Origin of the sequence: Lactobacillus sp. W8174 (assembly GCF_016100975.1) — a bacterium.
Taxonomy (GTDB): domain Bacteria; phylum Bacillota; class Bacilli; order Lactobacillales; family Lactobacillaceae; genus Lactobacillus; species Lactobacillus juensis.
Map to the genome: position 1 here is coordinate 423,909 of NZ_JACFRN010000001.1, position 21,514 is coordinate 445,422.

Genomic DNA, 21,514 nt, shown 5'->3' on the forward strand with positions numbered 1-21,514 from the left:
CCTTTTACAAATAAAAAAACCGACTCAAAAGTCGGCTTTTTTTATTAAATTAACGACGATCCTTTAATTGGTCACCAATGATGTCACCTAAAGCAAAGCCACTGTCATCATTATTCATATACTTCTTGTTAACAGAATTGTGATTATAAGAATTACGTGAACGATTTCCTTCATTTTCAGAATTCTTAGGTTCAGCAGCTTTCATAGAAAGTGAAATGCGATGTTCATTAGGGTCAATATTTAAAACTTTAACTTTAACTTTTTGACCAACTTTTAAAACATCACTTGGCTTGTCTACGTGTTTATATGATATTTCTGAAACATGAACTAAACCTTGAATACCATCAGCAACTTCAACAAAAGCACCAAAGTTAGTTAAAGACTTAACTTCACCTTCAAACACATCACCTTCGTGTAAGTCAGCTGTAGCTTGTTCGAATGGAGAAGGTTCGGTCTGCTTAATTGAAAGGGAGATGCGATGTCTATCATCATCAATACCTATTACTTTAACTTTTACATCTTGGCCAGCCTTTAAAACATCGCTTGGCTTGTCAACATGTTTATATGAAATCTCGGAGATATGAACTAAACCGTCCACGCCGCCTACATCAACAAAAGCACCAAAGTTAGTTAGACGAGAAACTTTACCTTCAACAACATCACCCACAACTAGTTGTGATGCAACCTTATCAAAAGCTTCTTCACGTTCTTCTTCAATCAAGTCTTTATGAGAAAGGATTAAACGATTCTTACTTGGATCAATCTCTGTAATCTTAAGTTTCATTGTTTTACCAATGAATGGCTTAAGGTCTGAAACGTAACGATTTGAAATTAATGAAGCAGGCAAAAATCCTCTTGTGCCTACATCAACTAATAAACCGCCACGAACAGAAGAGGTTACCGTACCTTCGATTGTTTTGCCTTCTTCAAAGTCTTTTTGCAACTCGTCGTAAGCTTCTCTTTCCTTTAAACGAGTAACTGAGAAGAAAAATTCACCATTTTCCTTATCACCGCCAGCTTTTCTTAAGACTAGAGCTTTGAGTTTATCACCTGGCTTAACTGCCTCACGTAGGTCAACGTTGCGATCCGAAGTGTATTCACGACGCGGAATTACACCTTCAATACCGGCATTTTCAACACCAACATCGATTTGACCTTCTTCAACGTCTAATACTTCAACATCTACAATATCTCCGACCTCAACTCCTTGCATTTGCTTTAATGCATCTAAAAATTGATTACTGTTTTCTGACATTATTTACCTCCCAATATCATACTCTAATTCTAAATGAAAGTTTGATATTTTTCTACTGTTTTATATTCTTTTTTATAGTTTTTTTTGACTTTTTTTAATTTCAGATAAAATTGCCTCGACGACCTGATCAATACTCATAGAAGTTGTGTCTATTTCAACTGCATCCTGTGCTTTTTTTAAAGGTGAAATTTGACGGTGTGAATCCTTGTAATCTCTTTCTGAAATGTCGTGCTCAATTTCTTCAAGAGTTTGACTGGTTTCAATCCCTCTTTCCTTAAAATCGAGCATTCTTCTCTCAGCGCGAGAATGAACAGAAGCAACCAAAAAGATTTTAACTGCAGCGTGAGGTAAAACAGTAGTGCCAATATCACGGCCATCCATCACCACATTCATTTCACCAGCCATTTGCCTTTGGAGACTAACCATTTTTTCCCTGATGCCGGCTAATGCTGAAACTTGAGACACATTAGCTGAAATTTCAGGAGTACGTATTGCTTGAGTTATATCTTTATTGCCAGCATATATTTTCTGCTGACCATTGTTAAACTTAAATTCAATCTTTTCATGGTCAATTGCAGTCAAAATTCCCTTTTCATCACCATATTTAATGTTATTTTCTCGTGCAATCCAAGTCGATGCTCGATACATTGCGCCGGTATCAATATATGTAAAATTAAGCTTATGGGCAATAATTTTTGCTACAGTACTTTTTCCAGCTGAAGCTGGTCCATCAATTGCTATTTGCATTCCAATAAAAAAGGGACCTAAGTCCCAATCCTTTCTAAATTATCTGATTCGTAAAGTTTGTCCTGTATCAACCTGACTATTAGGATCGAGTTGGTTCAATTCTGCTAAATGACCAACTGAAATGTTAAAGTGCTGGGCAATACTAGTCAAAGAATCCCCGTCTTGTACGACATATTGTTTAATCGTAACGCGTTTCTTTTTAGGCTTAGTTGGAGTTTTTTTGGATGATTTCGGCTTCGGCTTAGCCTTGGCTTTAATTTCTTTGTTTTTTACAGGCGCAACCTTAGCTTTTGTCTTAGTATGTGCTTTTTTGCTAGTCTTACGTACTTCGACTACTTTTTCATGTGAATTATTGTTTGCTGCCAAATGATGAACCACAGGCACAAGACTAATAAGAACAACTATAATCAGTATTATCAAAGCAATCCAGCCTTTTGATACAGAAGAATAAGTTTCTACTCTTGGCTTTTGTGGACGCTCATAGTGCTGATATGGTCCCTTAGGGTAATTATTCATCTAAAAAACCTCCTTACCTAACCTGTTTAATTTTAGCATATTTAACATTTAAGTGGACAAAAAAATCGGTCATTTACTAGACCGATTTGCAATATTTTAAAATTTAGTTTTTAAGATTGAAATTTTTTCTGACAAAAGGTTTGAAAGTTCTTAAAACGGTTTCAAACAGCAAATAAACTACAACACCGTTAATAGTTCCTTTTAACAAATTAAACGGGACTATTATGCCAAAAATGTATGCGCTCATTGAAGGAATATGCAATAATTTACCCAAGTAAACTTTTTCAGTAAAAGAAAGCAAACCAGAATATCCATGGATTGCCGGCAGGTTTGGCACAGTAGTTACTGCATAAAACGGTGTCAAAACTAATGCATTTAGTACGGATAGCACGAAGGCCATTGCTAAAATACCGAGAACAATACCTACAATTGGTTTTAAATATTTTTTAGAAAAATTTTTCTCATCTTTGCTAATATTTTTTGTTAAATAATAAAATGGCAAAGCAAAAGATATTGATGCCAGAAAAGCCGCAGACTGACCCACTAAACTAGGTAAAGCAAAACCTTTATAAATTAAATTAATCAGCATTCTGACAAAAGCAATAAAGATACCAGGTCCAGGCCCGAATAAAAATGTCCCAATAGTGATTACGACATCCGAGAAGTCAAATTTTAAAAAACTAGTTATTGGCAATGGTATCTCCAATAGCATTAATACATAGGCAATTGTACCAATTAAAGTATAAGCCAATATATTTACCAAATTATTTCTGCTTTTTTTTTGCAAAATTCTTACCTCCAAAAAACTCGGTCTGTTGCTTCTAGCAACAGACCGAGTAAAAGTAAGCTTTAGATCTTGGCTTTTAGTTTAGTCTGTCTTCTTTCATCTAGACTCTAACTATCGGTATCTCAATAGATTCCACCACTTGCGTGGGTCGTGGACTTGCACCACCGGTCGGGACTTTCACCCTGCCATGAAGACAACAAACTTATTTATCAAATTTCACATACTATACTAATCTACGTTTTTTAATCTGTCAACTTCCTCATGAGACAATTCTCGGTACATTCCTGAAATAAGAGAATCAAGTGTAAGAAAAGCATATTTCTCGCGAGCTAATTTCTCTACCTGGTGGTGAACAGCCTTGAACATTCTTTTTACCTGGTGATACTGGCCTTCATGAATTGTCAATTGCACTATTTGATTATTCTTTTTACGATCTGTTCTAATAACCTTAACTTTTGCGGGAGCACAGCGATGGCGATCAATTTTAACTCCATGCTTCAGCTGACTGATTTCATCAGGCGTAAGAATGCCAGAAATCTTAGCAACATAAACCTTAGCAACATTGTTTCGCGGATGCATCAGTAAATTGGCTAATTCACCATCATTGGTCATTAAAAGCAGCCCTGAAGTATCATAATCCAGTCTACCAATTGGATAGAGACGATAAGGCAAATTTTTAAAATAATCAACCACCGTTTTTCTGCCTTTATCATCATTAGCAGTTGAAACTACTCCTCGTGGTTTGTAAAAGAGATAAGTATGCAAACTCTCTCGTTCAATTGGTTCACCATCAACCGTGATGTTACTGAAGGTATCCACTTTAGTACCAAGTTTAGTTACCACGTTACCATCAACAGTGACTCGGCCTTCCGTAATCATTTTTTCAGCCTTGCGCCTGGAAGCAATACCCGCTTCAGCAATTACTTTTTGCAACCGTTCTAAAACCATTATTTTTCTCCTTTTTGAGTTTTGGCAATATTTTTATCAGCTTGACCCTTAGCTGCAAACAAATCTATTTCGCCTTCACTATTAATGCTATCATCTTCAAAATCTTCTATTAGTGGTAAATCAGCTAAACTATGATACCCGAAATACTGCAAAAAATACTCACTCGTTATGTATAAATTAGGATGACCGGGAGCATCTTTTTTTCCATTAATTTTTACCAGTCCACGCCAAATCAGCGTCTGTAAGGCTCCAGATGAATTAACACCCCTGATGTCATCTATTTCTACACGAGTGATCGGCTGGCGATAGGCAATAATAGATAAAATTTCTAGTGCTGATTGGCTTAAGCTCTTAGATAAATCTTTTTGAAAAAAGTTTTCAATTATCTTGCCTGCCTCTGGTCTGGTGGTCAATTTGTAAATATCATTGAGATGCTGGATTTGTAACCCTGAATCAGGATTTTTTTGTAGTTTTTCCCGTAAATTTTTGCTGAGTTCGCGCAATGCAGGTTTACCAACCTGCAAAAGTTCGCATAAGTTGCTGCTGTCAATACCATTATCACCGGCAACATATAATAGCGCTTCTAACTGCGCCATTTTACTTATCATTACTACCAACTCTTTCCAAATTCAGGTCACCAAACGTCCTCTTTTGTTTTACCCGAATTTCCTGATTTTTACAAAGTTCAAGCAGGGCCAAAAACAGACCAATAATATCAGATAAAGTTTCCATTTTTTGACAACAAGCAAAAAAGCTTATCTGCTTATTTCTCATCAATTCTTTTCGCAAAAAGGCACTCATTTCTTTGACAGAAGTTTCTTTAACTTCAACTGAAACAATATCAGGCTGTCTAATTTTCATCCTTTGTAAAACAATAACGAAAGTATTAGCTAACTCTGTTGAAGTAATTTGTCCTTTGGGCAATGGCTGAATTTTTTTACTTTCTGGTACGCTTTCCTCTTTAGCAGCAGTGATTGGTACTTCCTCATTGCGCTTTTTAAAGTATGCTGATACTTTTTTAAAAACTGAATAAGTAATAAGCTGCTGCACTAACTCATCTCTTGGGTCTTCTTGTTCATCATTATCCTCGGTAAAGTCATTTTGCGGGAGAAGAGATTGAGATTTTATTCGCAAGAGCATTGATGACATAACAAAATATTCACCGGCAATTTTTAAATTAAGCCTTTGCATTTGATGTAAATAAGCCAGATATTGGCTGGTAATTTGAGCTATGGGAATATCATAAATATCAATCTTTTGCACTTTTATTAAATGTAACAACAAATCCAAGGGTCCTTCAAAGTTAGGCAGCTCAAGAGTAAGACTATCACTCATTTTTCAGTACCTTTTTTCAAATACTTAATAAGATAGATATATTCCGGAACAGCCGTAATAACTTTGCTGGGACTGTTTTGTGCCAACTCTTGAACGGCTCTGGCCTCGTATTTAGCTTGACGATAATCGGGAGCAAAAGAGATGTAACGAATAATTACAAAGTGTTTGCTTATCTGTGTACCTATTACACCGATAAAATTGGGAGCTTTATAACGATAGAGATACAAGCAAAACTCAGCGCTACTTTTGTTTAATTGAATTTCATCCTTGAGATTGGCCAGGTTTTTAAAATCAGGCAAATAAGATAGTAATCCCATAGCTACCTTTTCTTTATCATTTTTGCATTCAATTAGCATTTAATCACCTTATGTCCGCGGATGCGTTTTTTCGTAAACTTGTAAAATATGTTTCTGGGACAAATTTGTATAAATTTGAGTTGTACTGATGTCTGAATGCCCTAAAATTTCTTGAACAACACGCAAATCTGCCCCATTTTCCAGTAAATGTGTTGCAAATGTGTGTCTTAAAGTATGTGGAGTGACATTTTTTTGAATACCAGCCATTTTACAGTAATGCTTAATAATTTGCCAAACTGCTTGTCTTGTTAATGAAGTACCTCTGCTATTAAGAAAAATAAAATCGTTATTTCTACCGCTCTTTAATATTAAAGGGTCACGAACCTTTTCTTTATAACTGTCAATCCAAGATAAAGCTACTTCGCTAATTGGAATCAATCGCTCTTTTGATCCTTTGCCAAAAATTTTGACCAATTTCAGTTCTTCATGCAAATCGGTAAATTTAAGATTAATTAATTCACTCACTCTTATTCCCGTAGCATACAGAGTTTCAAGTAAAGCCCTATCACGCAAGCCTAACTTCTTTTTAGTATCAGGTTGCTCAAGCAAATTATTAACTTCACTAACTGTCAAAGCCACGGGCAAAGTATGACGCTTTTTAGGAGAATCAATTTCGAGCATTGGGTTTAACTTTTGAATATTTTGTCTCACCAGCCACTGATAGAATTTACGCAAACTGGTTATTAAACGGCTAATAGAACTTGTGGCTTTATTTTGATCGCGCTGCTCTGCCAAAAAAGCATCAATGTCAAGGGCTTGAGTCGGCCAAGAAGTAAAATTTTCCTGTTGAAGAAAACGAATGAAAGAAGTTAAATCCTGCCTGTAGGCTGTTATCGTATTATTACTAAGGCCACGTTCAACCTGACTATATCTCAAATAATCTTCAACTTGCTCTGATAAATTAATCTTTTTCGGCATTTTCTGGATCCTTTATCAGGGAGATAGAGCCAGCAGCCTTATCCTCCACTATATATTTAGCTTTAAGTAAATGGCCTAAAGCTCGCTTAAAGGCCGATTTAGAAATACCAAAATAATTTTTGATATCCTGTGCGTCAGATTTATCGTAAAAAGGTAAGGTTTTATCTTTTTTCCTGCGCAAACTCATTAAAATCATTTGTGCATCATCATCAATTTCCTCGAAAGCTCGTGGCAAAGTACTTAGATTCAAGCGACCATATTGGCTAATACCAACCACCCTGCCACTGAATTGCTCGCCTAAACGCAAGGGACGCGTCATTTGTGTTGGATGGACAAAACCTAAATAATATTCTTTAGTGATTATAAATGCCCCTACTTCACGAGACGCATATACGGTACCAAAAATATCTTTATTTTTCATATCGTCAGGAAAATGAGCTGCTAACTGTTCGAAAATATTTTCGTCTGCCAGTTTTGCCCAAATACGATTTTTCTCATCTGTTTCCAGGTGAACCAAAAGCTGATCTTCAGGTTGGGGCCAACACTCTTTATCATAAGGTAAGTCGTCCATTGAAATTACAACATCTTTATCGGGTAAGCCAATATCTACGAAAACACCCAGGTTATATTTTACTTCAGTGACTTTACTCCAGCCATATTGATCTTGTTGAGCAAAAGGCAAAAATTGCGTCATTTCTCGATTGTGCTGCTTATCATCGTATAAAAATCCCCTGATTTGATCTCCAAGCTGTGGCTTTTCTTCCTGTGTAATTTCTTTTTTCTTCAGTTCATATGTAATTCCGTCAATTTGAACAAAAAAAGAATCTTCGTTTTGGTCTATTATTTTTCCAGTTGCAATTGTGCCAAGCATGATTTTTCTCCTACATCTAGAATGGGATCTGATAACAAGTATATCATTTTAAAGGAATAAATTGACATTAGTCAATCTAAATTTGCTTCTGATTTTTCCTAAAATTTAAATCATACAAAAATAGCCAGTAACAAGCACTGGCTATTTTAATGCTTAATTTTTAATTAAAGGTTTGAAACTTCGCCTTGATAGATTGCGCCGCGACGAGCATCAACAGTAATAGTAATACCACTGCCAATCTTTTCTGTTGCATCAGTAACTCCAACTACAACTGGAATACCTAATGATAAACCGACAACAGCAGCGTGTGAAGTCAAACCAGATGCTTCAACAACTAAACCTGAAGCCTTCTTAATTGCAGGCATGTAATCAGGATCAGTAGTTTTTGCTACCATGATATCTCCCTCTTTAACCTTGCTAATAGCTTCTTCAGCACTGTTAACCACAACTGTCTTACCGACAACAGAGCCATTACCAACGCCAAGTCCCTGAGCTAACTTGCTACCGATAATCTGCAGCTTCATCAAGTTGGTGGTACCTGAGTCGCCAACAGGTACACCGGCAACGATAATAACAAGATCACCATCTTTAACGTAGCCTTGTTCTTTAGCAACTTTAGCTGCTACATCAAACATATCATCAGTAGAAGCTGGTTTATCAGTCAACAGAGGCTGAACACCCCAAGAAATACCAAGTGAGTGTTGGATCTTTTCATCAAAAGTTAATGCCAAAATGTTTGCGTTCGGACGATACTTGGAAATCATTCTCGCAGTGTAGCCAGAATTAGTAGCTGTAATAATAGTCTTAACGCCTAATTCTTGGGCTGTCCGCACAACTGATTCACCAATAGCCTCAGTAACGTTTGAACCTTTATATTCTTCAAATCTTTGAAGAGCTAAAGTATTACGCTTAAGAAGTTCTTGTTCAGTTCTTTCATCAATTTCAGCCATTGCAGAAACAGCTTTAACCGGGTACAAACCATTAGCGGATTCACCAGAAAGCATAGTGGCATCAGTACCATCAAGTACAGCGTTAGCTACGTCTGAAACTTCAGCACGAGTTGGACGAGGATTTTCTTGCATTGAGTCAAGCATTTGAGTAGCGGTAATTACTGGCTTACCAAGTGCGTTTGCCCTCTTAATTAAATCTTTTTGAACAAACGGCACATCAATAAATGGAATCTCAACACCCATGTCACCACGAGCAACCATCAAGCCATCTGAAACTTGTAAGATTTCATCGGCATTATCAATACCTTCTTGTGATTCAATCTTAGGATAAATCTTAACATAATCACAGCCAGCATCTTCACAGAGCTTACGGATATCAAGAATATCTTGCGCCTTGCGTGCAAACGAAGCAAAGATAAAGTTAATGCCGTGAGCCAAACCAAACTTGATGTCATCAGCATCTTTTTCGGTAATTCCTGGGAGGCGAATTTCTACGCCAGGTGCATTAACACCCTTCTTAGAACCGATAACACCCGTGTTTTGGGCTTCACAAACTAATTCTTTCTTTTCTTCATCTTTTTCTTTAATTAATAAGTCAACTAAACCATCATCAATTAAAACGTGACCACCAACGTGAGTATCACCATAAAGACCTTCGTATGTAACGTGAATCATGTCCTTGTTACCAGGCTTAGAATCATCCATTGACACCCGAATTTGATCTCCAGTATTAATGGTAAACTTGCCACCTTCTTGATCAGTGGTTCTAATCTCAGCACCTTTGGTATCCAATGCTATACCAAGTACTAAACCAGTTTCTTTTTCAACTTGGCGAACCATTTTCATCCGTGATAGGTGTTCAGCGTGGTCACCATGTGAAAAGTTGAAACGAAATACATTTACGCCTGACTTAGCCAAAGCTGTAATAGTTTCAATATCATTTGAAGCTGGCCCTAAGGTACTAACAATTTTAGTTTTCTTCATTATGTAAAATTCTCCTCAAAATCGACTAATTATTTAGTCATTTCTTCATTTATATCAATTAACGATTCTTCACTGGCATGTTTTTCATCAAAAAGATCAAGAATATCATGGGTTTCTAATTTTCCATTCTCCATGCCGACAGCTAAACCGCCTTTACCATCAAGAAGTAACTTGACCGCATAATTTCCCATCTTTGTGGCATTAATCCTATCAGTAACCGTTGGTGCACCACCACGCTGCATGTGACCAATTACATTTGCCCTGCAATCGAATTCGCCGTATTTTAAAAGTTCAGTTCTAAAATCAGCGGCATCCATCACACCTTCAGCTAATATGATAATGCCATTGTCTTTGCCATCTTTAAAACCGCGCTTTAATCTTTCAGCAATTGCTTTAATGTCATAACTTCTTTCTGGAACAACAATTGCATCTGCACCACTTGCTAAACCTACACGCATAGCAATGTCACCACAATTGCGTCCCATAACATTAACAACAAAAACGCGGTGATGACTGCTGGCAGTATCACGAATTCTGTCGATAGCTTGCATTGCCGTATTGCAGGCAGTATCAAGTCCAATAGTATACTCAGTATATGGAATATCATTGTCAATGGTTCCTGGCAAACCAATTGAGTTAATTCCCAACCGAGTTAATGCCAGCGCACCATGATAAGAACCATCACCGCCGATAACAATTACAGTATCAATGTCATGCTTTTTTAACTGTTCCACCCCTTTTTCTTGCACTTCTTTTTGTGCAAACTCAGGGTAGCGGGCACTGTAAAGAAAAGTACCACCAGCGCTAATCATATGGTCAACATTTTCGCTAGTTAAGGTAACAAAGTCACCTGCTACAAGCCCAGCATAACCATAACGGATACCAACAACACCAAGTCCGTGATGAATAGCAGTTTTTGTAACAGCCCTTACAGCTGCATTCATACCAGGAGCATCGCCACCGCTCGTTAAAATTCCAATTCGCTTCATGAATTCACCTCATCAAGATTTATTGTGTAATTTCTCACATCCACTAAATTTTAACATTCTTTCATGAAAAAATCTCACAAAAAATGATTAAAATTCTTGATTTGACGGTCTTTTTCAATGTTAGCGTTAACATCAACTATTTGTTTACGCTTACTCAAAAAATTACTCTTTTAAATTTACAACCTTTAAATTAGTTAGAATATATTGTTTTTTACTCGAGTCGAAACGATCATTTTGAACTTTAATACCTAATAGATAAATATTACCCTCCTTTAAATTCGATTGAATTTTATCATAAACATTAGGAAAGATTACAATATCCTGCTTACTGTTTGTATCAGCAAAACTACCAAAAGCCATTGTTTGACCTTTTTTGGTCCTCACAAGTTTTAATGACATCAGTTTGCCGACAGCTATTCCCCCATCATTTATTTCAAATTCATTTAGCGGCTTAGCATTAAACTTCTGAGCATATTTTTGCACGGTAATTAATGGAGAAGTGAGTGTAGAAAAACCTAAAGTTTTTTCTTCCATCAGAGCCATTTCTTGTTTGCTGGGTTCCTCAGCGGGCTTAATGGGAACGCCACCTAAGCCTTCTGATAAAGCAAGATTTTCTCCAGTTAATTTAACGTTCTCAATTATTTCAGAGCAATTTTGTAATAGCTCGTTACGATTTTTGTTAAGGCGGTCAAAACATCCCGATTTGATTAAAGATTCAACCACATTTGTAATGCTGTTGGTTTTAATAAATTTGGGATCAATCTGACGTAAAAAACCGCTAAGAGAATCAAAGGGTTGAGTTTGCCGCTTGGCAATTATTTCTTTAAGAAAATCTATTCTAATTCCTTTAATTGCACGCAAGCCCACTAAAATTCGCCCATCAATTACCTGATAAGCTAAGTCACTTTTGTTAATGTCAGGTGGCATAATTTTAACGCCATCTTCTTGAGCGCGCATTATATATTCATTCGCCTTATTTTGATTACCAATATTAGAATTAAGCATAGAGGCATAAAATTCAGCTGGATAATGAACTTGTAAATATGCAAGCCAAAATGCGATCATCGTATAAGCAACAGCATGTGATCGGTTGAAACCATAATTGGCAAATTGCTCAATATAGTCATATACACGGGTCGCAACCTGAACAGTCCTGCCGTTTTTTACTGCACCGTTGATAAATTTAGATTTTTCCTGTTCAATAACCTTTTGCTCTTTTTTTGACATTGCTCTACGTAAAATGTCGGCTTCTCCTAAAGAAAAGCCAGCCAGAACTCGGGCAGTTTGCATGACTTGCTCTTGGTAGACTAAAATGCCGTATGTTGAGGACAAAATAGGTTTTAAGCTGGGGTCAGGATATGTGACTTTCTGTGTGCCTTTCTTGCGTGCAATAAAATTCTTAATATTCTGCATTGGACCTGGACGATAAAGTGCATTGACTGCTACCAAATCTTCAAAATTATCTGGATGCAATTCACGCAGAACATTGCGAATTCCACCTGATTCAAATTGAAAGACGAGTTCTGTTTCACCCTTTTGAAAAATACTTAAAGTAGCTGGATCATCTAGAGGGATCTGACTAACATCGATCTTTTTTCCTTGCTCGCGGATCATTTTCTCCGTATCACCAAGAATAGTTAAATTTCTTAAACCCAAAAAATCTATTTTTAACAATCCCAATGACTCGACATATTTTTTGGTTTGCTGAGTTATGGGTATTCCCAATTGTCCTGATTGCAAGCCAGCAATAGCAGCAATAGAATTATCGCTAAGAACTAAACCGGCAGCATGGATTGAATAGTGGCGGGGCAAGCCTTCCAAGCCACTTGCAGTTTCATAAAGCAACTTATTGATATCATTTGCGTTCACCAGCATTTGCATTTTTTTGGATTCTTTATAAGCCTGAGCAAGACTAATTTTGCCCTTTGCAAAAGGTACGCTTTTAGACCATTCACTTAATTGCATTTCTTGGAGACCAAATACTCTGCCTGTATCTCGCAAAACTTGCTTAGCTGCCAGAGTCCCAAAAGTGAGGATCTGAGCAGCATGATCCATGCCATATTTATTAAACATATATTTTATCACGTCATCACGACGATTATCTGGTATATCCAAATCAATATCAGGCATTTCATGTCTGGCGGGATTTAAAAAACGCTCAAAAAGCAAGTTATATTTAATTGGATCAACCTCTGTAATATTTAAAGAATATGAAACTAACGAGCCACAAGCTGAACCCCTGCCTGGGCCCATCGTAATCCCTACTCGATGACAGTAGTTTACAACATCCCAAACAATCAAAAAGTAATCATTAAAACCCATTTTATCTATTACTTGTAATTCATAATTTAGCTGTTTTTGATAATTAGCAGGAACTTTATGTTGACCAAAGCGTCTTTGTAAACCCTTTTGAGCCAAAAATTGCAGATAATCTTTGGAAGTTGAAAATTGGTCTTGCTTAAATTTAGGCAAAACTGGTGTTTGAAATATAATTTTTGCATTGCACATAGAAGCAATTTTTTCTGTATTTTCTAAAGCTTCATCTAAACCTAATTTATGGTAGCGTTCGCTCAATTCCTCAATAGCAGGCAAATAATGTGAGCCAGATTGTTTAGCTAAATCTGTGATATCTTGCAAAACTGCGCCTTTTTTAATAGCTTGTAAAGTTTTTCGCAAGAATTGGTCACGAGGTTTTAAATAACAGGTATCCTCAACGCTAACTAATGGTAAATTAAACTGCTTTGACAGAGCTTTGATATAGTGAATATAATTTTCCTGCTTTTCACTGCCATATACTCCGATATATAAGGAACTAGATTTAGGAATCAAGTCAACTAACTGACGCAAAAAATCTGTTCCTAAAGACTCATTCTGCATCTGCAAGTTTAATAACTCACTGTGCAAATTTGCCGGTATAATAAATATCAAATCATTTAAATCCTTGGTCAAATCTACCATAGTTAAAATTTTTTGCTTACTGCCATTGTCTGTCAAAAGGTTAATTCTGCTGGATAAACGCAAGATATTGCGGTAACCCTCATCAGTCTTTGCTAAAGCAATAAGATCATATTGGTGAGCACTGTCAATTAATCCGTTTAATCTTAATTGCATCCCTAAGAGTGGCTTAATACCAACTTTTTGAGCAACTTCAAAAAAATTAACTAGTCCATAGGTTACATTAATATCAGTTAAACCCACAGCCCCATAACCTAATTTTTTTGCAGTAGTCAGTAAGTCCTTAATTTTTATTGGACTGTCTAAAAGCGTAAAAGAGCTAAGGTTTTGCAATGCAGCGAATTTCATATTCAGGTCACCTTCCATATAAATAAGTATACCAAAAACCTGTCTTTTGGATTGAAAACGTGCATAATATTTGTTAAAATTCAATGGTATGAAAGAAGGAAACGCTATGGGTCGTTATATCGTAACTATTTGCTGGAGCGTTGTTTACATGCTAATTGTAGGTTTTATTGCCGCTCCTTTAACCCAACATGTTTTTAATCTAAGTGAAGCTGCCGTTGTCGGTTTGATTTTTGGTTTGTTATTTGCAGCCATCATCCCCACAATTACGGCTCATTCTCATAAAGACAAAAGTAAGTATTCAAAACTTAAATAACTAAAAAAGTCATTAGCTGATAGCTGATGACTTTTTAATTATCTAAAACGATAATTTCGTGAAAAATTAACTTTTGGATGACCTTTAGTCAGAAACTCTTTGAACATTTCCACATAATCTTTAGCCAAAGTTTTTTCAATCTTGTTAACGCCGTATTCTGGATAGAAACCGCCTCCCATAGCACGATAATTATTAACGGCCAGGCGATATTTTTTTTGCTCTAAAATTGGTTGTCCGTTTAATTCAAACTTAGTTAAGCGATTCCCAACAGGTCTTAGAATATCCGCTTCATAATTAAGCGGGTAAAAAACATCAAAGTTAAAAAGCTGATTGCGATAATGAGGGTCAAACGTAATGTTGCCCCTGTTATCCTTGATTAAAAATTTTAGTGAATATTCGACAATATGGCGTAATTCTTTCCCGGTTACTTTAACTATACACAATTGATTAGCAAAAGGATAATTTAGCAAAATATCACGCATTGAAACATTTTTATTAAATCCATGAGCAGTTTCACTCATCAAAGCTGTTGCTGAAACATCAGCCTTTGTAAAATAAAGTTGCAGGTCTTGTAATAAATTAATAAATGGTGAACCCTTAATTCTTGCTTCATTTGCATTCAAAATAAGAGCAGGTTCATCTAAATAAGCAATTGGCTGGTCAAGCCATTTTTGTGCTTGCCGCTCCACAGATAAACTGGAAATATTAATTTTGCGATCGGGTTCATAGTCTTGAGCGTCAATTAATTCAGTAGACATTGACTTTATTTCTTTACTTTGCTGGTCAAAATCCAGCACTATCTTGCCAATGGCTTCCCCGCGATAACCTGGTTGCACAATGGCAGTTTTGCGTGCGACTAGACTTAGTCTACGGTGTTGATGTCCTGTCAGCATTACATCAATATCAGGAATTTTCTGTAAAATACGATATCCTTCATTTTCTCCTGTGTGTGGCTCCTTGCGTGTTCCTGTGTGAAGATCAGCTTCAAAGCCGCCATGATAAAGCACAGCCAAGACATCAACTTTAGGCCTTAAAAAAGCTGCTATCTGCTTAACCTGCTCAAAAGCAGATTTAAATTTTAATCCCGCAACGTGGTCTGCTGGCTCCCAAAACGGTACCCGTTGGGTAGTAATACCAACAATTCCCACCTTTATACCGTTTTTATTGATAATGATATAATCTTGTCCAAAGGCCGGCAGATCATTTTTTTCAGCCAATATATTGCTATTTAAAAAAGTAGCTTTACTATAAGCTAAATATTTTTTTAAATAGCCTAATCCAAAATTAAAGTCATGATTGCCTAAACATCTGACATCGTACCCGATGAGATTATAGCAATCTGCAAATGCTTTTAAATTAGCATCATTATTTGACTCATGTACATAAGCCGCTAAAGGTGAACCTTGAAGACAATCACCTGAATCGGTCACAATTACATTTTCAGCCCCATATTTATTGCGCTGCTGTTTTATTATGCTACTTACTCTGGCCAGTCCATAAGGAGCAGCATAACTATTTTTTTCTTGATAGTCCGTGGGAAAAATAAAGCCATGAATATCACTTGAATGTAAGAATACGAGTTTCATTTCACCTTTTCCTCTTGCTAGATAGGGAATTACTTGATTTTTTAGAATAAAAAAAGACACCCGCTTTTGGTGTCTTTTAATTATTGATTGTCATTTGCGTTAGTTTGACTAACAACTTGACGACCCTTGTAATATCCTTTAGGTGAAACGCGGTGGCTCAAGCGATATTCACCAGTAGTTGCATCATAATGCATTGCTGGTACAGTTAACTTAATATGACCACGACGTGAACGTTTCTTTTGCTTAGAAGTATGTCTTTTAGGAACTGCCATTTAACTGATCTCCTTTTTTGTAGAATTACGATTTTAGGTTACTTAAAAGTACCCAAAATACTTCACGTTTGTTAATGATACTATTGTATCCCAAATAAATCAAGCTATATTAGTTATTCTTGTCTTGATTATGTCCATAAGAACCCCAAAAATAGCCAATTAAAACTCCAATAATGATCATAACTACTAAAATAATAATCAAAGGTAATTTAAATTGGAATAAACCAAAATTAATGGCAACATTGTTAGTATTTAAAACCACGAAAATTACTGCCAATAAGGTTAAAATTAACGTAAAAATGAGCTTAATCTGTCTAGTTTTACTTTTCATACCTTGCACTACTTTCTGGAAGCAAACTTAAGCGACAATTTATCACCTATTGTTGGAAACAGGTTATATAATTTAGTTAATATTGCTAAACTAACTGGTAAATTAAGCTCGCGCTTATTACTGCCAAAGAAATGAACCACTTGCCAGGCAACATCATCTGGATCCAGCATAAATTTCTGTACGCTGTCAGCATAATGCCCGCTTTTATCAGCAATATTAAAGAAATTAGTGTAAACGGGGCCCGGATTAACCGTCATGACCTTAACTCCAAATGGCTTTAGTTCTAAACGCAAAACATTTGAAAATTGGATTACAGCTGCTTTTGATGCACTATATGCAGCTGACTTTACAGTCGGAACTTTTCCTGCAATTGAACCAATATTAATAATTTGACCAGACTTTTGTTCCATCATTAATCGACCAACAAGACGGCTAAAATACATTAAGCCTAAAACATTAACTTGAAACATGGCTGTAACTTCCCGGCGGTTTGATTCCACAAAGTTTTCAAATTTGCCAAAACCCGCACAATTAACTAAATAGTCTACGTGTTTAGTTAATTTAATAATTTTTGTAAAAGCAGCATCTATCTGGTCGCTTTGACTCATGTCAGTCACTATAGTATAAGAGTCAGCTCCTGACAACTCATGTGCTTCAGAAGCAACTTTTTCCAGCTTTGCCTTATTTCTGGCAATTAAAATAACTGTTGCTCCTCTGCCGGCACTTTCCAATGCGATAGAATGGCCTATTCCACTTGAAGCTCCTGTTATTACAACTACTTTATTTCTAAGAGAATCACTCATCTTTTTCTCCTTTCATCGGGATTACAATTCGGTCGAAATCATTAGCTAATCTTGTATTTGCAAATATTTTTCGTGCCTGGTTTTCCAATTTTTTGGCTTTAACACCTAAATATCTAGCGGAAATATGATTTAAATATAAGCGTTTTACATTGTTATCACGCGCGATCTTCGCTGCTTCAACTGCCGTAGAATGATAATATGAATGAGCTAAATCTGCCTCATTACCGGCAAAAGTAGATTCATGTACCAAAACATCCGCATTCTGTGCAAGTTGTGCTATTGCAGGAGTGGCACGCGTATCATAAATAATAGTAACAATTCTACCTTTTTTGTTAGGACCCAAAAAATCATTTCCATCTAATATAGTACCATTATCCAGAGCAATTTTTTCACCATTTTTAAGTTTACCAAGTAAAGGACCATTAGGTACATTATATTGCGCTAGTTTATCCATTAAAAGTTCTCCTGGATGGTCAGCTTCAACTACCCGAAAGCCAAAACTAGGAACGCGATGGGCTAATTTTTCTGTATAAACCCTAAAACCTTTTCCCTGATAGATTAATCCGCCTTCATCTAGCACAACAAATTTAATAGGATAGCTAATTTTTGTTCGTGAAATTTTTAAAGCTGTCCTTACAAATTGCTCTAAGCCTGCTGGACCGTATATAGTAATCGGCCCAACATCCCCTTGAAATGATCTTGTTGCGAGCAATCCTGGCAAGCCAAAAATATGATCCCCATGATTGTGAGAAATAAATATTTTAGTGACTTTACGCAATCTAATATTTGTTCGTAAAATTTGATGCTGTGTTGCTTCTCCCACATCAAATAACCAAATTTCATTGATCTCATCAAGCATTTTTAGTGCAAGACTTGATACATTACGTTTCTTTGAAGGTTGTCCTGCTCCAGTTCCTAAAAATTGTAACTCCATACTCTACCTATCTAATACTTAGCATTTTCCACTATTTTTTTGACAATTAAAGCACTGTAGTGCTTTGATCCTATTGGTGTTGGGTGCGTTTTATCTTCGTAAAACCAATTTGGGTGCTTTTCAGCATATGAATGCCAATTAATCACTTTAAAATTATGGTATTTTTTCGCAGCTTCATTCAATAAGTTATTAACCTGATTTTGCCATGGTTTGGCCGGTACATAGGTGTTTATCCAAAATACTTGTCTGTTATGTCCTAACTGCTTCATTAAATCATCTATATCAGACATTTTAAAGGGACCATTGGTACCCAAACCTATTAATACATTCTTTCCTAAAACATTTTCATTCTGATAATGCTTTAATAAAGCGAACGAAACATTCAGTTGACGTGAAATAGCCGCATCAATCACAGCCTTAGGCATTAGATCTTTTAAATCATTGCTAGAGCCAGCCATAACTGAATCACCAATAGCAGTTAAATCAATTTTACGTGCTAATTGAATTTCAATTTGCGAAATACCAAATTGCTCAAAAGACTTTTTTATTGGATGTTTCTTGGCTGCTTGTTTAGCTTCCTTTATTAGTTTAGCCTTTTTTTGCTCTCTCGGACTAATCTTGTGGTATTCCTTAATTAACTCATTATTATCTTTTCTTTGTTGCTCGCGATTTGCTCTAATCCTGCGTGCCAACTGGCTTTGATTGAAATTTTGGGCCTTTGCAGCAGGAGAAATTAAAATTGCAATGCTACCGGTTAAAAAAATCAAACCTGCAAGAACCGCTTTCGCTTTTTGAAAATAATTTTTTGATTTTTCATCAAAAATTTGCTGCAGATATATTTTGATTTTTGACCAGGAAATTTTGCCACATGGTCGTTCTACCAATCTGTATGCCAGCTCACTTAAAATAACTATTAAAACTAGCTCAATAAAACGATAAAGTAAAACATGATCTGCCATATTAGAAACTTTATCCTCAAAAAAGATCATTACTGGAAACTGATAAAGATAAATTTCGTAACTTCTCGAACCAATCCAATTAAAAACAGGATTCGTTAACCATTTATTCCAGTGACTTCCTGGATGAGCAATCACACCCACCAATATTGTTGTAAACCACGTGAACAAAAACATTCCGCCCAAATAAGTAAATGCATTCTCTGCATTCATTACGGGAGAAAGAAATAAAAATATCATTTCACAAAAAGAAATCAGACCAATAATATCTAACGTAATAGAATCATTACGCTTGATATTGCTCTTCAACTTATCCAGTGGCCAAATCACAGCAAGTGCAGCACCCAGGCCCAAAGAAAAGAATCTGGTGTCTGTCCCATAATAAATGTGATTAATATCAACTCCAGTGCTAAACATTATTGCCATTTCAACTGCTGAAAGCACAGATAAAATTAGTAAAATACTAAAAATATTTTTTCTCTTTTTGCCATATTTCACTAACAAAAAAATAACTATCGGCCATAGTATGTAAAATTGACCGTTAATTGACATTGTCCATAAATGGACAAATGGAGATTCGTTAGCGGCAAAGCGTTCAAAGTAACTCTGACCATTTAAAATCTGCCAAAAATTATAAACGTTAAGCAGGTTGGCCATAACTATTTGACCAAGTTTGACAAGCAAATTACGTTGAAATAAAACAATATATGCTGCAGAAAGCCATAGTACTGCAATCAATGGTGGATATATTTTTTTAATTCTACTCAAATAAAACTTTTTATTGTTATAAAAGCCCTTTTCTTCATATGACTTTAGTATTTGGCAAGTTACCAGGTAACCTGATAAAACAAAAAAAATCGGTACGCCAAGATATCCGCCCACAAAAGTATTAGGATCGAAGTGATAAAGAATCACGCCGATTACTGCCAAAGCTCTAAGTCCAGAATATCCTGTAATATATCGATTTTTTGCCATTTTTTCAAAACTTTTCTATTTATTATTGGACAAATTCAAAGTTGAATGAGCCAATTATTACATCATCGCCGTCAACGGCTCCTTTTTCACGCAGAGCATCATCTACTCCCAGATTTTTAAGTTTCCGAGCTAATCTCATAACACCATCTTGATAGTCAAGATTGGTCCTTTCCACTAGCCTTTCCAGGTTTTCACCTTTAATCTCAAAAACATGTTCTTCCAGTTTGGTGATAGTAAAATCATTCTTTCGCCTTGCTTGATATTTATATTCTTTTACCTCTTGAACAGGCTTTGGTTTCTGCTTTGCTCGTTCTTTTTCAACCTGCTCTACCACAGTTGCAGTATCCTGCATTAACTGCTCAATTCCTTTATGCGTCACACTTGAAATAGCATAAACAGGTGTTTGAATTTTCTCAGTTTGCAAATCTTTCTTGAATTGCTTTAATTTTTCATTTGCACCGGGAATATCCATTTGAGTTGCGACAATTATTTCTCTTCTATTCTTTAGATCTTTGTCATAAGTCAATAGTTCCCGCCGAATTGTCTGGTAATCTCGCAGTGCATCCCTGCCATTAGCAGGATCCATCGCAACCAAGTGCAAAATGACCTTTGTTCTTTCAATGTGACGTAAAAACTGGATACCAAGACCAACGCCATGACTTGCTCCTTCGATTAAACCAGGTAAATCAGCCATCGAAAAGTCACGACCGTCAGGTAAAATAACCATGCCCAAATTTGGCGTTAAAGTCGTAAAAGAATATGCAGCTATCTTGGGTTTAGCTTTAGTTACAACTGATAACAACGTTGACTTGCCCACAGAAGGAAAGCCAACTAGACCAACATCTGCCAAAACTTTTAGTTCTAAGCGCAATACTCGGTCTTCACCAGGTTCACCATTTTCAGCTATTTCAGGAGCTGTGTTAACACTAGTTGCAAAGTGAATATTACCACGTCCACCTTTACCACCATGTGCTACAACCAGTTCTTGTTTATTTTCGGTTAGATCACCAATTTCTTCATTGGTTTCAAAGTCATAAACAGTCGTCCCAACTGGAACTTTAAGATACAAATCCTTAGCTCCCCGACCATATTGAGACTTTATGCGACCATCTTCACCATTTTCTGCCTTGAACTTACGGCGATAGCGAAAGTCCATTAACGTTCTCAAACCGCTATCAGCAACAAAAATAATACTGCCGCCGCGACCACCATCGCCACCGGCAGGTCCACCATTAGGAACATATTTTTCATGGCGGAAAGCAACCATGCCGTCTCCGCCTTTACCAGCTTGGACTTCAATCTTAGTTTGATCGACAAATGTAGGCATCTAGATTCTCCTTCCGTCTTTCTTAACCATATTACTATACCACAAAAAGTTTGGTCAA

General features: G+C 36.3%; 21 protein-coding genes and 1 riboswitch. Of the genes, 1 reads left to right on the forward strand and 20 read right to left on the reverse strand.

Features of this window, described 5'->3' with window-relative positions; genetic code table 11:
* Positions 1 to 49: 49 nt before the first annotated feature.
* The 13 genes from rpsA to H3U49_RS02215 form a co-directional block, all read right to left on the reverse strand.
* A complete protein-coding gene (gene rpsA / locus H3U49_RS02155) occupies positions 50 to 1,255 on the reverse strand; it encodes a 30S ribosomal protein S1 (protein ID WP_046332073.1) in 1,206 nt (401 codons plus the stop codon).
* 72 nt (positions 1,256 to 1,327) lie between these two features.
* Positions 1,328 to 2,002: a (d)CMP kinase gene (gene cmk / locus H3U49_RS02160; protein WP_198179296.1), complete on the reverse strand. Its 675-nt coding sequence runs from the start codon at positions 2,000 to 2,002 to the stop codon at positions 1,328 to 1,330.
* A gap of 39 nt (positions 2,003 to 2,041) precedes the next feature.
* Entirely contained in the window at positions 2,042 to 2,518 is a 477-nt protein-coding gene (locus H3U49_RS02165) for a LysM domain-containing protein (RefSeq protein WP_198179298.1), read from the reverse strand.
* A gap of 103 nt (positions 2,519 to 2,621) precedes the next feature.
* Positions 2,622 to 3,308, reverse strand: a complete 687-nt coding sequence (locus H3U49_RS02170; RefSeq protein WP_198179581.1) for an ECF transporter S component — start codon at positions 3,306 to 3,308, stop codon at positions 2,622 to 2,624.
* Between the two features lie 81 nt (positions 3,309 to 3,389).
* A riboswitch (FMN riboswitch) is annotated at positions 3,390 to 3,504 on the reverse strand.
* Between the two features lie 29 nt (positions 3,505 to 3,533).
* Entirely contained in the window at positions 3,534 to 4,253 is a 720-nt protein-coding gene (locus H3U49_RS02175; RefSeq protein ID WP_198179299.1) for a pseudouridine synthase, read from the reverse strand.
* The gene (gene scpB / locus H3U49_RS02180) at positions 4,253 to 4,861 is read right to left on the reverse strand and encodes an SMC-Scp complex subunit ScpB (protein ID WP_198179300.1); all 609 of its coding nucleotides are present in this window, start codon (positions 4,859 to 4,861) and stop codon (positions 4,253 to 4,255) included. The genes H3U49_RS02175 and scpB overlap by 1 nt, the downstream gene beginning before the upstream one ends.
* Complete coding sequence (locus tag H3U49_RS02185) at positions 4,851 to 5,588, reverse strand: ScpA family protein (protein WP_198179301.1); 738 nt, start codon at positions 5,586 to 5,588, stop codon at positions 4,851 to 4,853. Before H3U49_RS02185 ends, scpB begins: the two co-directional genes overlap by 11 nt.
* Entirely contained in the window at positions 5,585 to 5,944 is a 360-nt protein-coding gene (locus H3U49_RS02190; protein WP_198179302.1) for a reductase, read from the reverse strand. Before H3U49_RS02190 ends, H3U49_RS02185 begins: the two co-directional genes overlap by 4 nt.
* A 9-nt stretch (positions 5,945 to 5,953) precedes the next feature.
* Positions 5,954 to 6,862, reverse strand: coding sequence for a site-specific tyrosine recombinase XerD (gene xerD, locus H3U49_RS02195; protein ID WP_198179303.1), 909 nt, complete (start codon positions 6,860 to 6,862; stop codon positions 5,954 to 5,956).
* Positions 6,846 to 7,733, reverse strand: coding sequence for a S1 RNA-binding domain-containing protein (locus H3U49_RS02200; protein ID WP_198179304.1), 888 nt, complete (start codon positions 7,731 to 7,733; stop codon positions 6,846 to 6,848). Before H3U49_RS02200 ends, xerD begins: the two co-directional genes overlap by 17 nt.
* Positions 7,734 to 7,897: 164 nt before the next feature.
* On the reverse strand, positions 7,898 to 9,667 hold the full coding sequence (pyk, locus tag H3U49_RS02205; protein WP_198179306.1) for a pyruvate kinase: 1,770 nt from the start codon (positions 9,665 to 9,667) through the stop codon (positions 7,898 to 7,900).
* Positions 9,668 to 9,696: 29 nt separating this feature from the next.
* Positions 9,697 to 10,656, reverse strand: coding sequence for a 6-phosphofructokinase (gene pfkA, locus H3U49_RS02210; protein WP_198179308.1), 960 nt, complete (start codon positions 10,654 to 10,656; stop codon positions 9,697 to 9,699).
* A gap of 162 nt (positions 10,657 to 10,818) precedes the next feature.
* A complete protein-coding gene (locus H3U49_RS02215) occupies positions 10,819 to 13,959 on the reverse strand; it encodes a DNA polymerase III subunit alpha (protein ID WP_198179310.1) in 3,141 nt (1,046 codons plus the stop codon).
* A 106-nt stretch (positions 13,960 to 14,065) separates the two neighbouring features.
* On the opposite strand from H3U49_RS02215, the gene H3U49_RS02220 reads away from it, so the two are divergent.
* Complete coding sequence (locus H3U49_RS02220; RefSeq protein ID WP_198179312.1) at positions 14,066 to 14,272, forward strand: YjzD family protein; 207 nt, start codon at positions 14,066 to 14,068, stop codon at positions 14,270 to 14,272.
* Between the two features lie 38 nt (positions 14,273 to 14,310).
* On the opposite strand, the gene H3U49_RS02225 is transcribed toward H3U49_RS02220, so the two are convergent.
* From H3U49_RS02225 to obgE, 7 genes are all read right to left on the reverse strand, one after another.
* On the reverse strand, positions 14,311 to 15,858 hold the full coding sequence (locus tag H3U49_RS02225; protein ID WP_198179314.1) for a bifunctional UDP-sugar hydrolase/5'-nucleotidase: 1,548 nt from the start codon (positions 15,856 to 15,858) through the stop codon (positions 14,311 to 14,313).
* A gap of 80 nt (positions 15,859 to 15,938) precedes the next feature.
* Positions 15,939 to 16,130: a 50S ribosomal protein L32 gene (gene rpmF / locus H3U49_RS02230; protein ID WP_198179316.1), complete on the reverse strand. Its 192-nt coding sequence runs from the start codon at positions 16,128 to 16,130 to the stop codon at positions 15,939 to 15,941.
* A gap of 109 nt (positions 16,131 to 16,239) precedes the next feature.
* Positions 16,240 to 16,461, reverse strand: a complete 222-nt coding sequence (locus H3U49_RS02235; RefSeq protein WP_046332059.1) for a lipopolysaccharide assembly protein LapA domain-containing protein — start codon at positions 16,459 to 16,461, stop codon at positions 16,240 to 16,242.
* An 8-nt stretch (positions 16,462 to 16,469) separates the two neighbouring features.
* A complete protein-coding gene (locus H3U49_RS02240) occupies positions 16,470 to 17,264 on the reverse strand; it encodes an SDR family oxidoreductase (RefSeq protein ID WP_198179318.1) in 795 nt (264 codons plus the stop codon).
* Complete coding sequence (rnz, locus tag H3U49_RS02245; protein ID WP_198179320.1) at positions 17,257 to 18,198, reverse strand: ribonuclease Z; 942 nt, start codon at positions 18,196 to 18,198, stop codon at positions 17,257 to 17,259. The genes H3U49_RS02240 and rnz overlap by 8 nt, the downstream gene beginning before the upstream one ends.
* Before the next feature lie 11 nt (positions 18,199 to 18,209).
* Complete coding sequence (locus H3U49_RS02250; RefSeq protein WP_198179322.1) at positions 18,210 to 20,129, reverse strand: acyltransferase family protein; 1,920 nt, start codon at positions 20,127 to 20,129, stop codon at positions 18,210 to 18,212.
* Between the two features lie 22 nt (positions 20,130 to 20,151).
* Positions 20,152 to 21,456: a GTPase ObgE gene (gene obgE / locus H3U49_RS02255; RefSeq protein WP_198179323.1), complete on the reverse strand. Its 1,305-nt coding sequence runs from the start codon at positions 21,454 to 21,456 to the stop codon at positions 20,152 to 20,154.
* Between the last annotated feature and the right edge of the window lie 58 nt (positions 21,457 to 21,514).

What these genes read in the sequence shown, in the direction of transcription:
- H3U49_RS02220 (WP_198179312.1), top strand. Translation starts at nt 14,066, where the DNA reads ATGGGTCGTTATATCGTAACTATTTGCTGGAGCGTTGTTTACATGCTA.
- xerD (WP_198179303.1), bottom strand. Translation starts at nt 6,862, where the DNA reads ATGCCGAAAAAGATTAATTTATCAGAGCAAGTTGAAGATTATTTGAGA.
- H3U49_RS02165 (WP_198179298.1), bottom strand. Translation starts at nt 2,518, where the DNA reads ATGAATAATTACCCTAAGGGACCATATCAGCACTATGAGCGTCCACAA.
- H3U49_RS02240 (WP_198179318.1), bottom strand. Translation starts at nt 17,264, where the DNA reads ATGAGTGATTCTCTTAGAAATAAAGTAGTTGTAATAACAGGAGCTTCA.
- pfkA (WP_198179308.1), bottom strand. Translation starts at nt 10,656, where the DNA reads ATGAAGCGAATTGGAATTTTAACGAGCGGTGGCGATGCTCCTGGTATG.
- H3U49_RS02200 (WP_198179304.1), bottom strand. Translation starts at nt 7,733, where the DNA reads ATGCTTGGCACAATTGCAACTGGAAAAATAATAGACCAAAACGAAGAT.
- rpmF (WP_198179316.1), bottom strand. Translation starts at nt 16,130, where the DNA reads ATGGCAGTTCCTAAAAGACATACTTCTAAGCAAAAGAAACGTTCACGT.
- H3U49_RS02225 (WP_198179314.1), bottom strand. Translation starts at nt 15,858, where the DNA reads ATGAAACTCGTATTCTTACATTCAAGTGATATTCATGGCTTTATTTTT.
- rnz (WP_198179320.1), bottom strand. Translation starts at nt 18,198, where the DNA reads ATGGAGTTACAATTTTTAGGAACTGGAGCAGGACAACCTTCAAAGAAA.
- H3U49_RS02185 (WP_198179301.1), bottom strand. Translation starts at nt 5,588, where the DNA reads ATGAGTGATAGTCTTACTCTTGAGCTGCCTAACTTTGAAGGACCCTTG.
- H3U49_RS02175 (WP_198179299.1), bottom strand. Translation starts at nt 4,253, where the DNA reads ATGGTTTTAGAACGGTTGCAAAAAGTAATTGCTGAAGCGGGTATTGCT.
- H3U49_RS02235 (WP_046332059.1), bottom strand. Translation starts at nt 16,461, where the DNA reads ATGAAAAGTAAAACTAGACAGATTAAGCTCATTTTTACGTTAATTTTA.
- pyk (WP_198179306.1), bottom strand. Translation starts at nt 9,667, where the DNA reads ATGAAGAAAACTAAAATTGTTAGTACCTTAGGGCCAGCTTCAAATGAT.
- H3U49_RS02215 (WP_198179310.1), bottom strand. Translation starts at nt 13,959, where the DNA reads ATGAAATTCGCTGCATTGCAAAACCTTAGCTCTTTTACGCTTTTAGAC.
- cmk (WP_198179296.1), bottom strand. Translation starts at nt 2,002, where the DNA reads ATGCAAATAGCAATTGATGGACCAGCTTCAGCTGGAAAAAGTACTGTA.
- H3U49_RS02190 (WP_198179302.1), bottom strand. Translation starts at nt 5,944, where the DNA reads ATGCTAATTGAATGCAAAAATGATAAAGAAAAGGTAGCTATGGGATTA.
- H3U49_RS02250 (WP_198179322.1), bottom strand. Translation starts at nt 20,129, where the DNA reads ATGGCAAAAAATCGATATATTACAGGATATTCTGGACTTAGAGCTTTG.
- scpB (WP_198179300.1), bottom strand. Translation starts at nt 4,861, where the DNA reads ATGATAAGTAAAATGGCGCAGTTAGAAGCGCTATTATATGTTGCCGGT.
- rpsA (WP_046332073.1), bottom strand. Translation starts at nt 1,255, where the DNA reads ATGTCAGAAAACAGTAATCAATTTTTAGATGCATTAAAGCAAATGCAA.
- obgE (WP_198179323.1), bottom strand. Translation starts at nt 21,456, where the DNA reads ATGCCTACATTTGTCGATCAAACTAAGATTGAAGTCCAAGCTGGTAAA.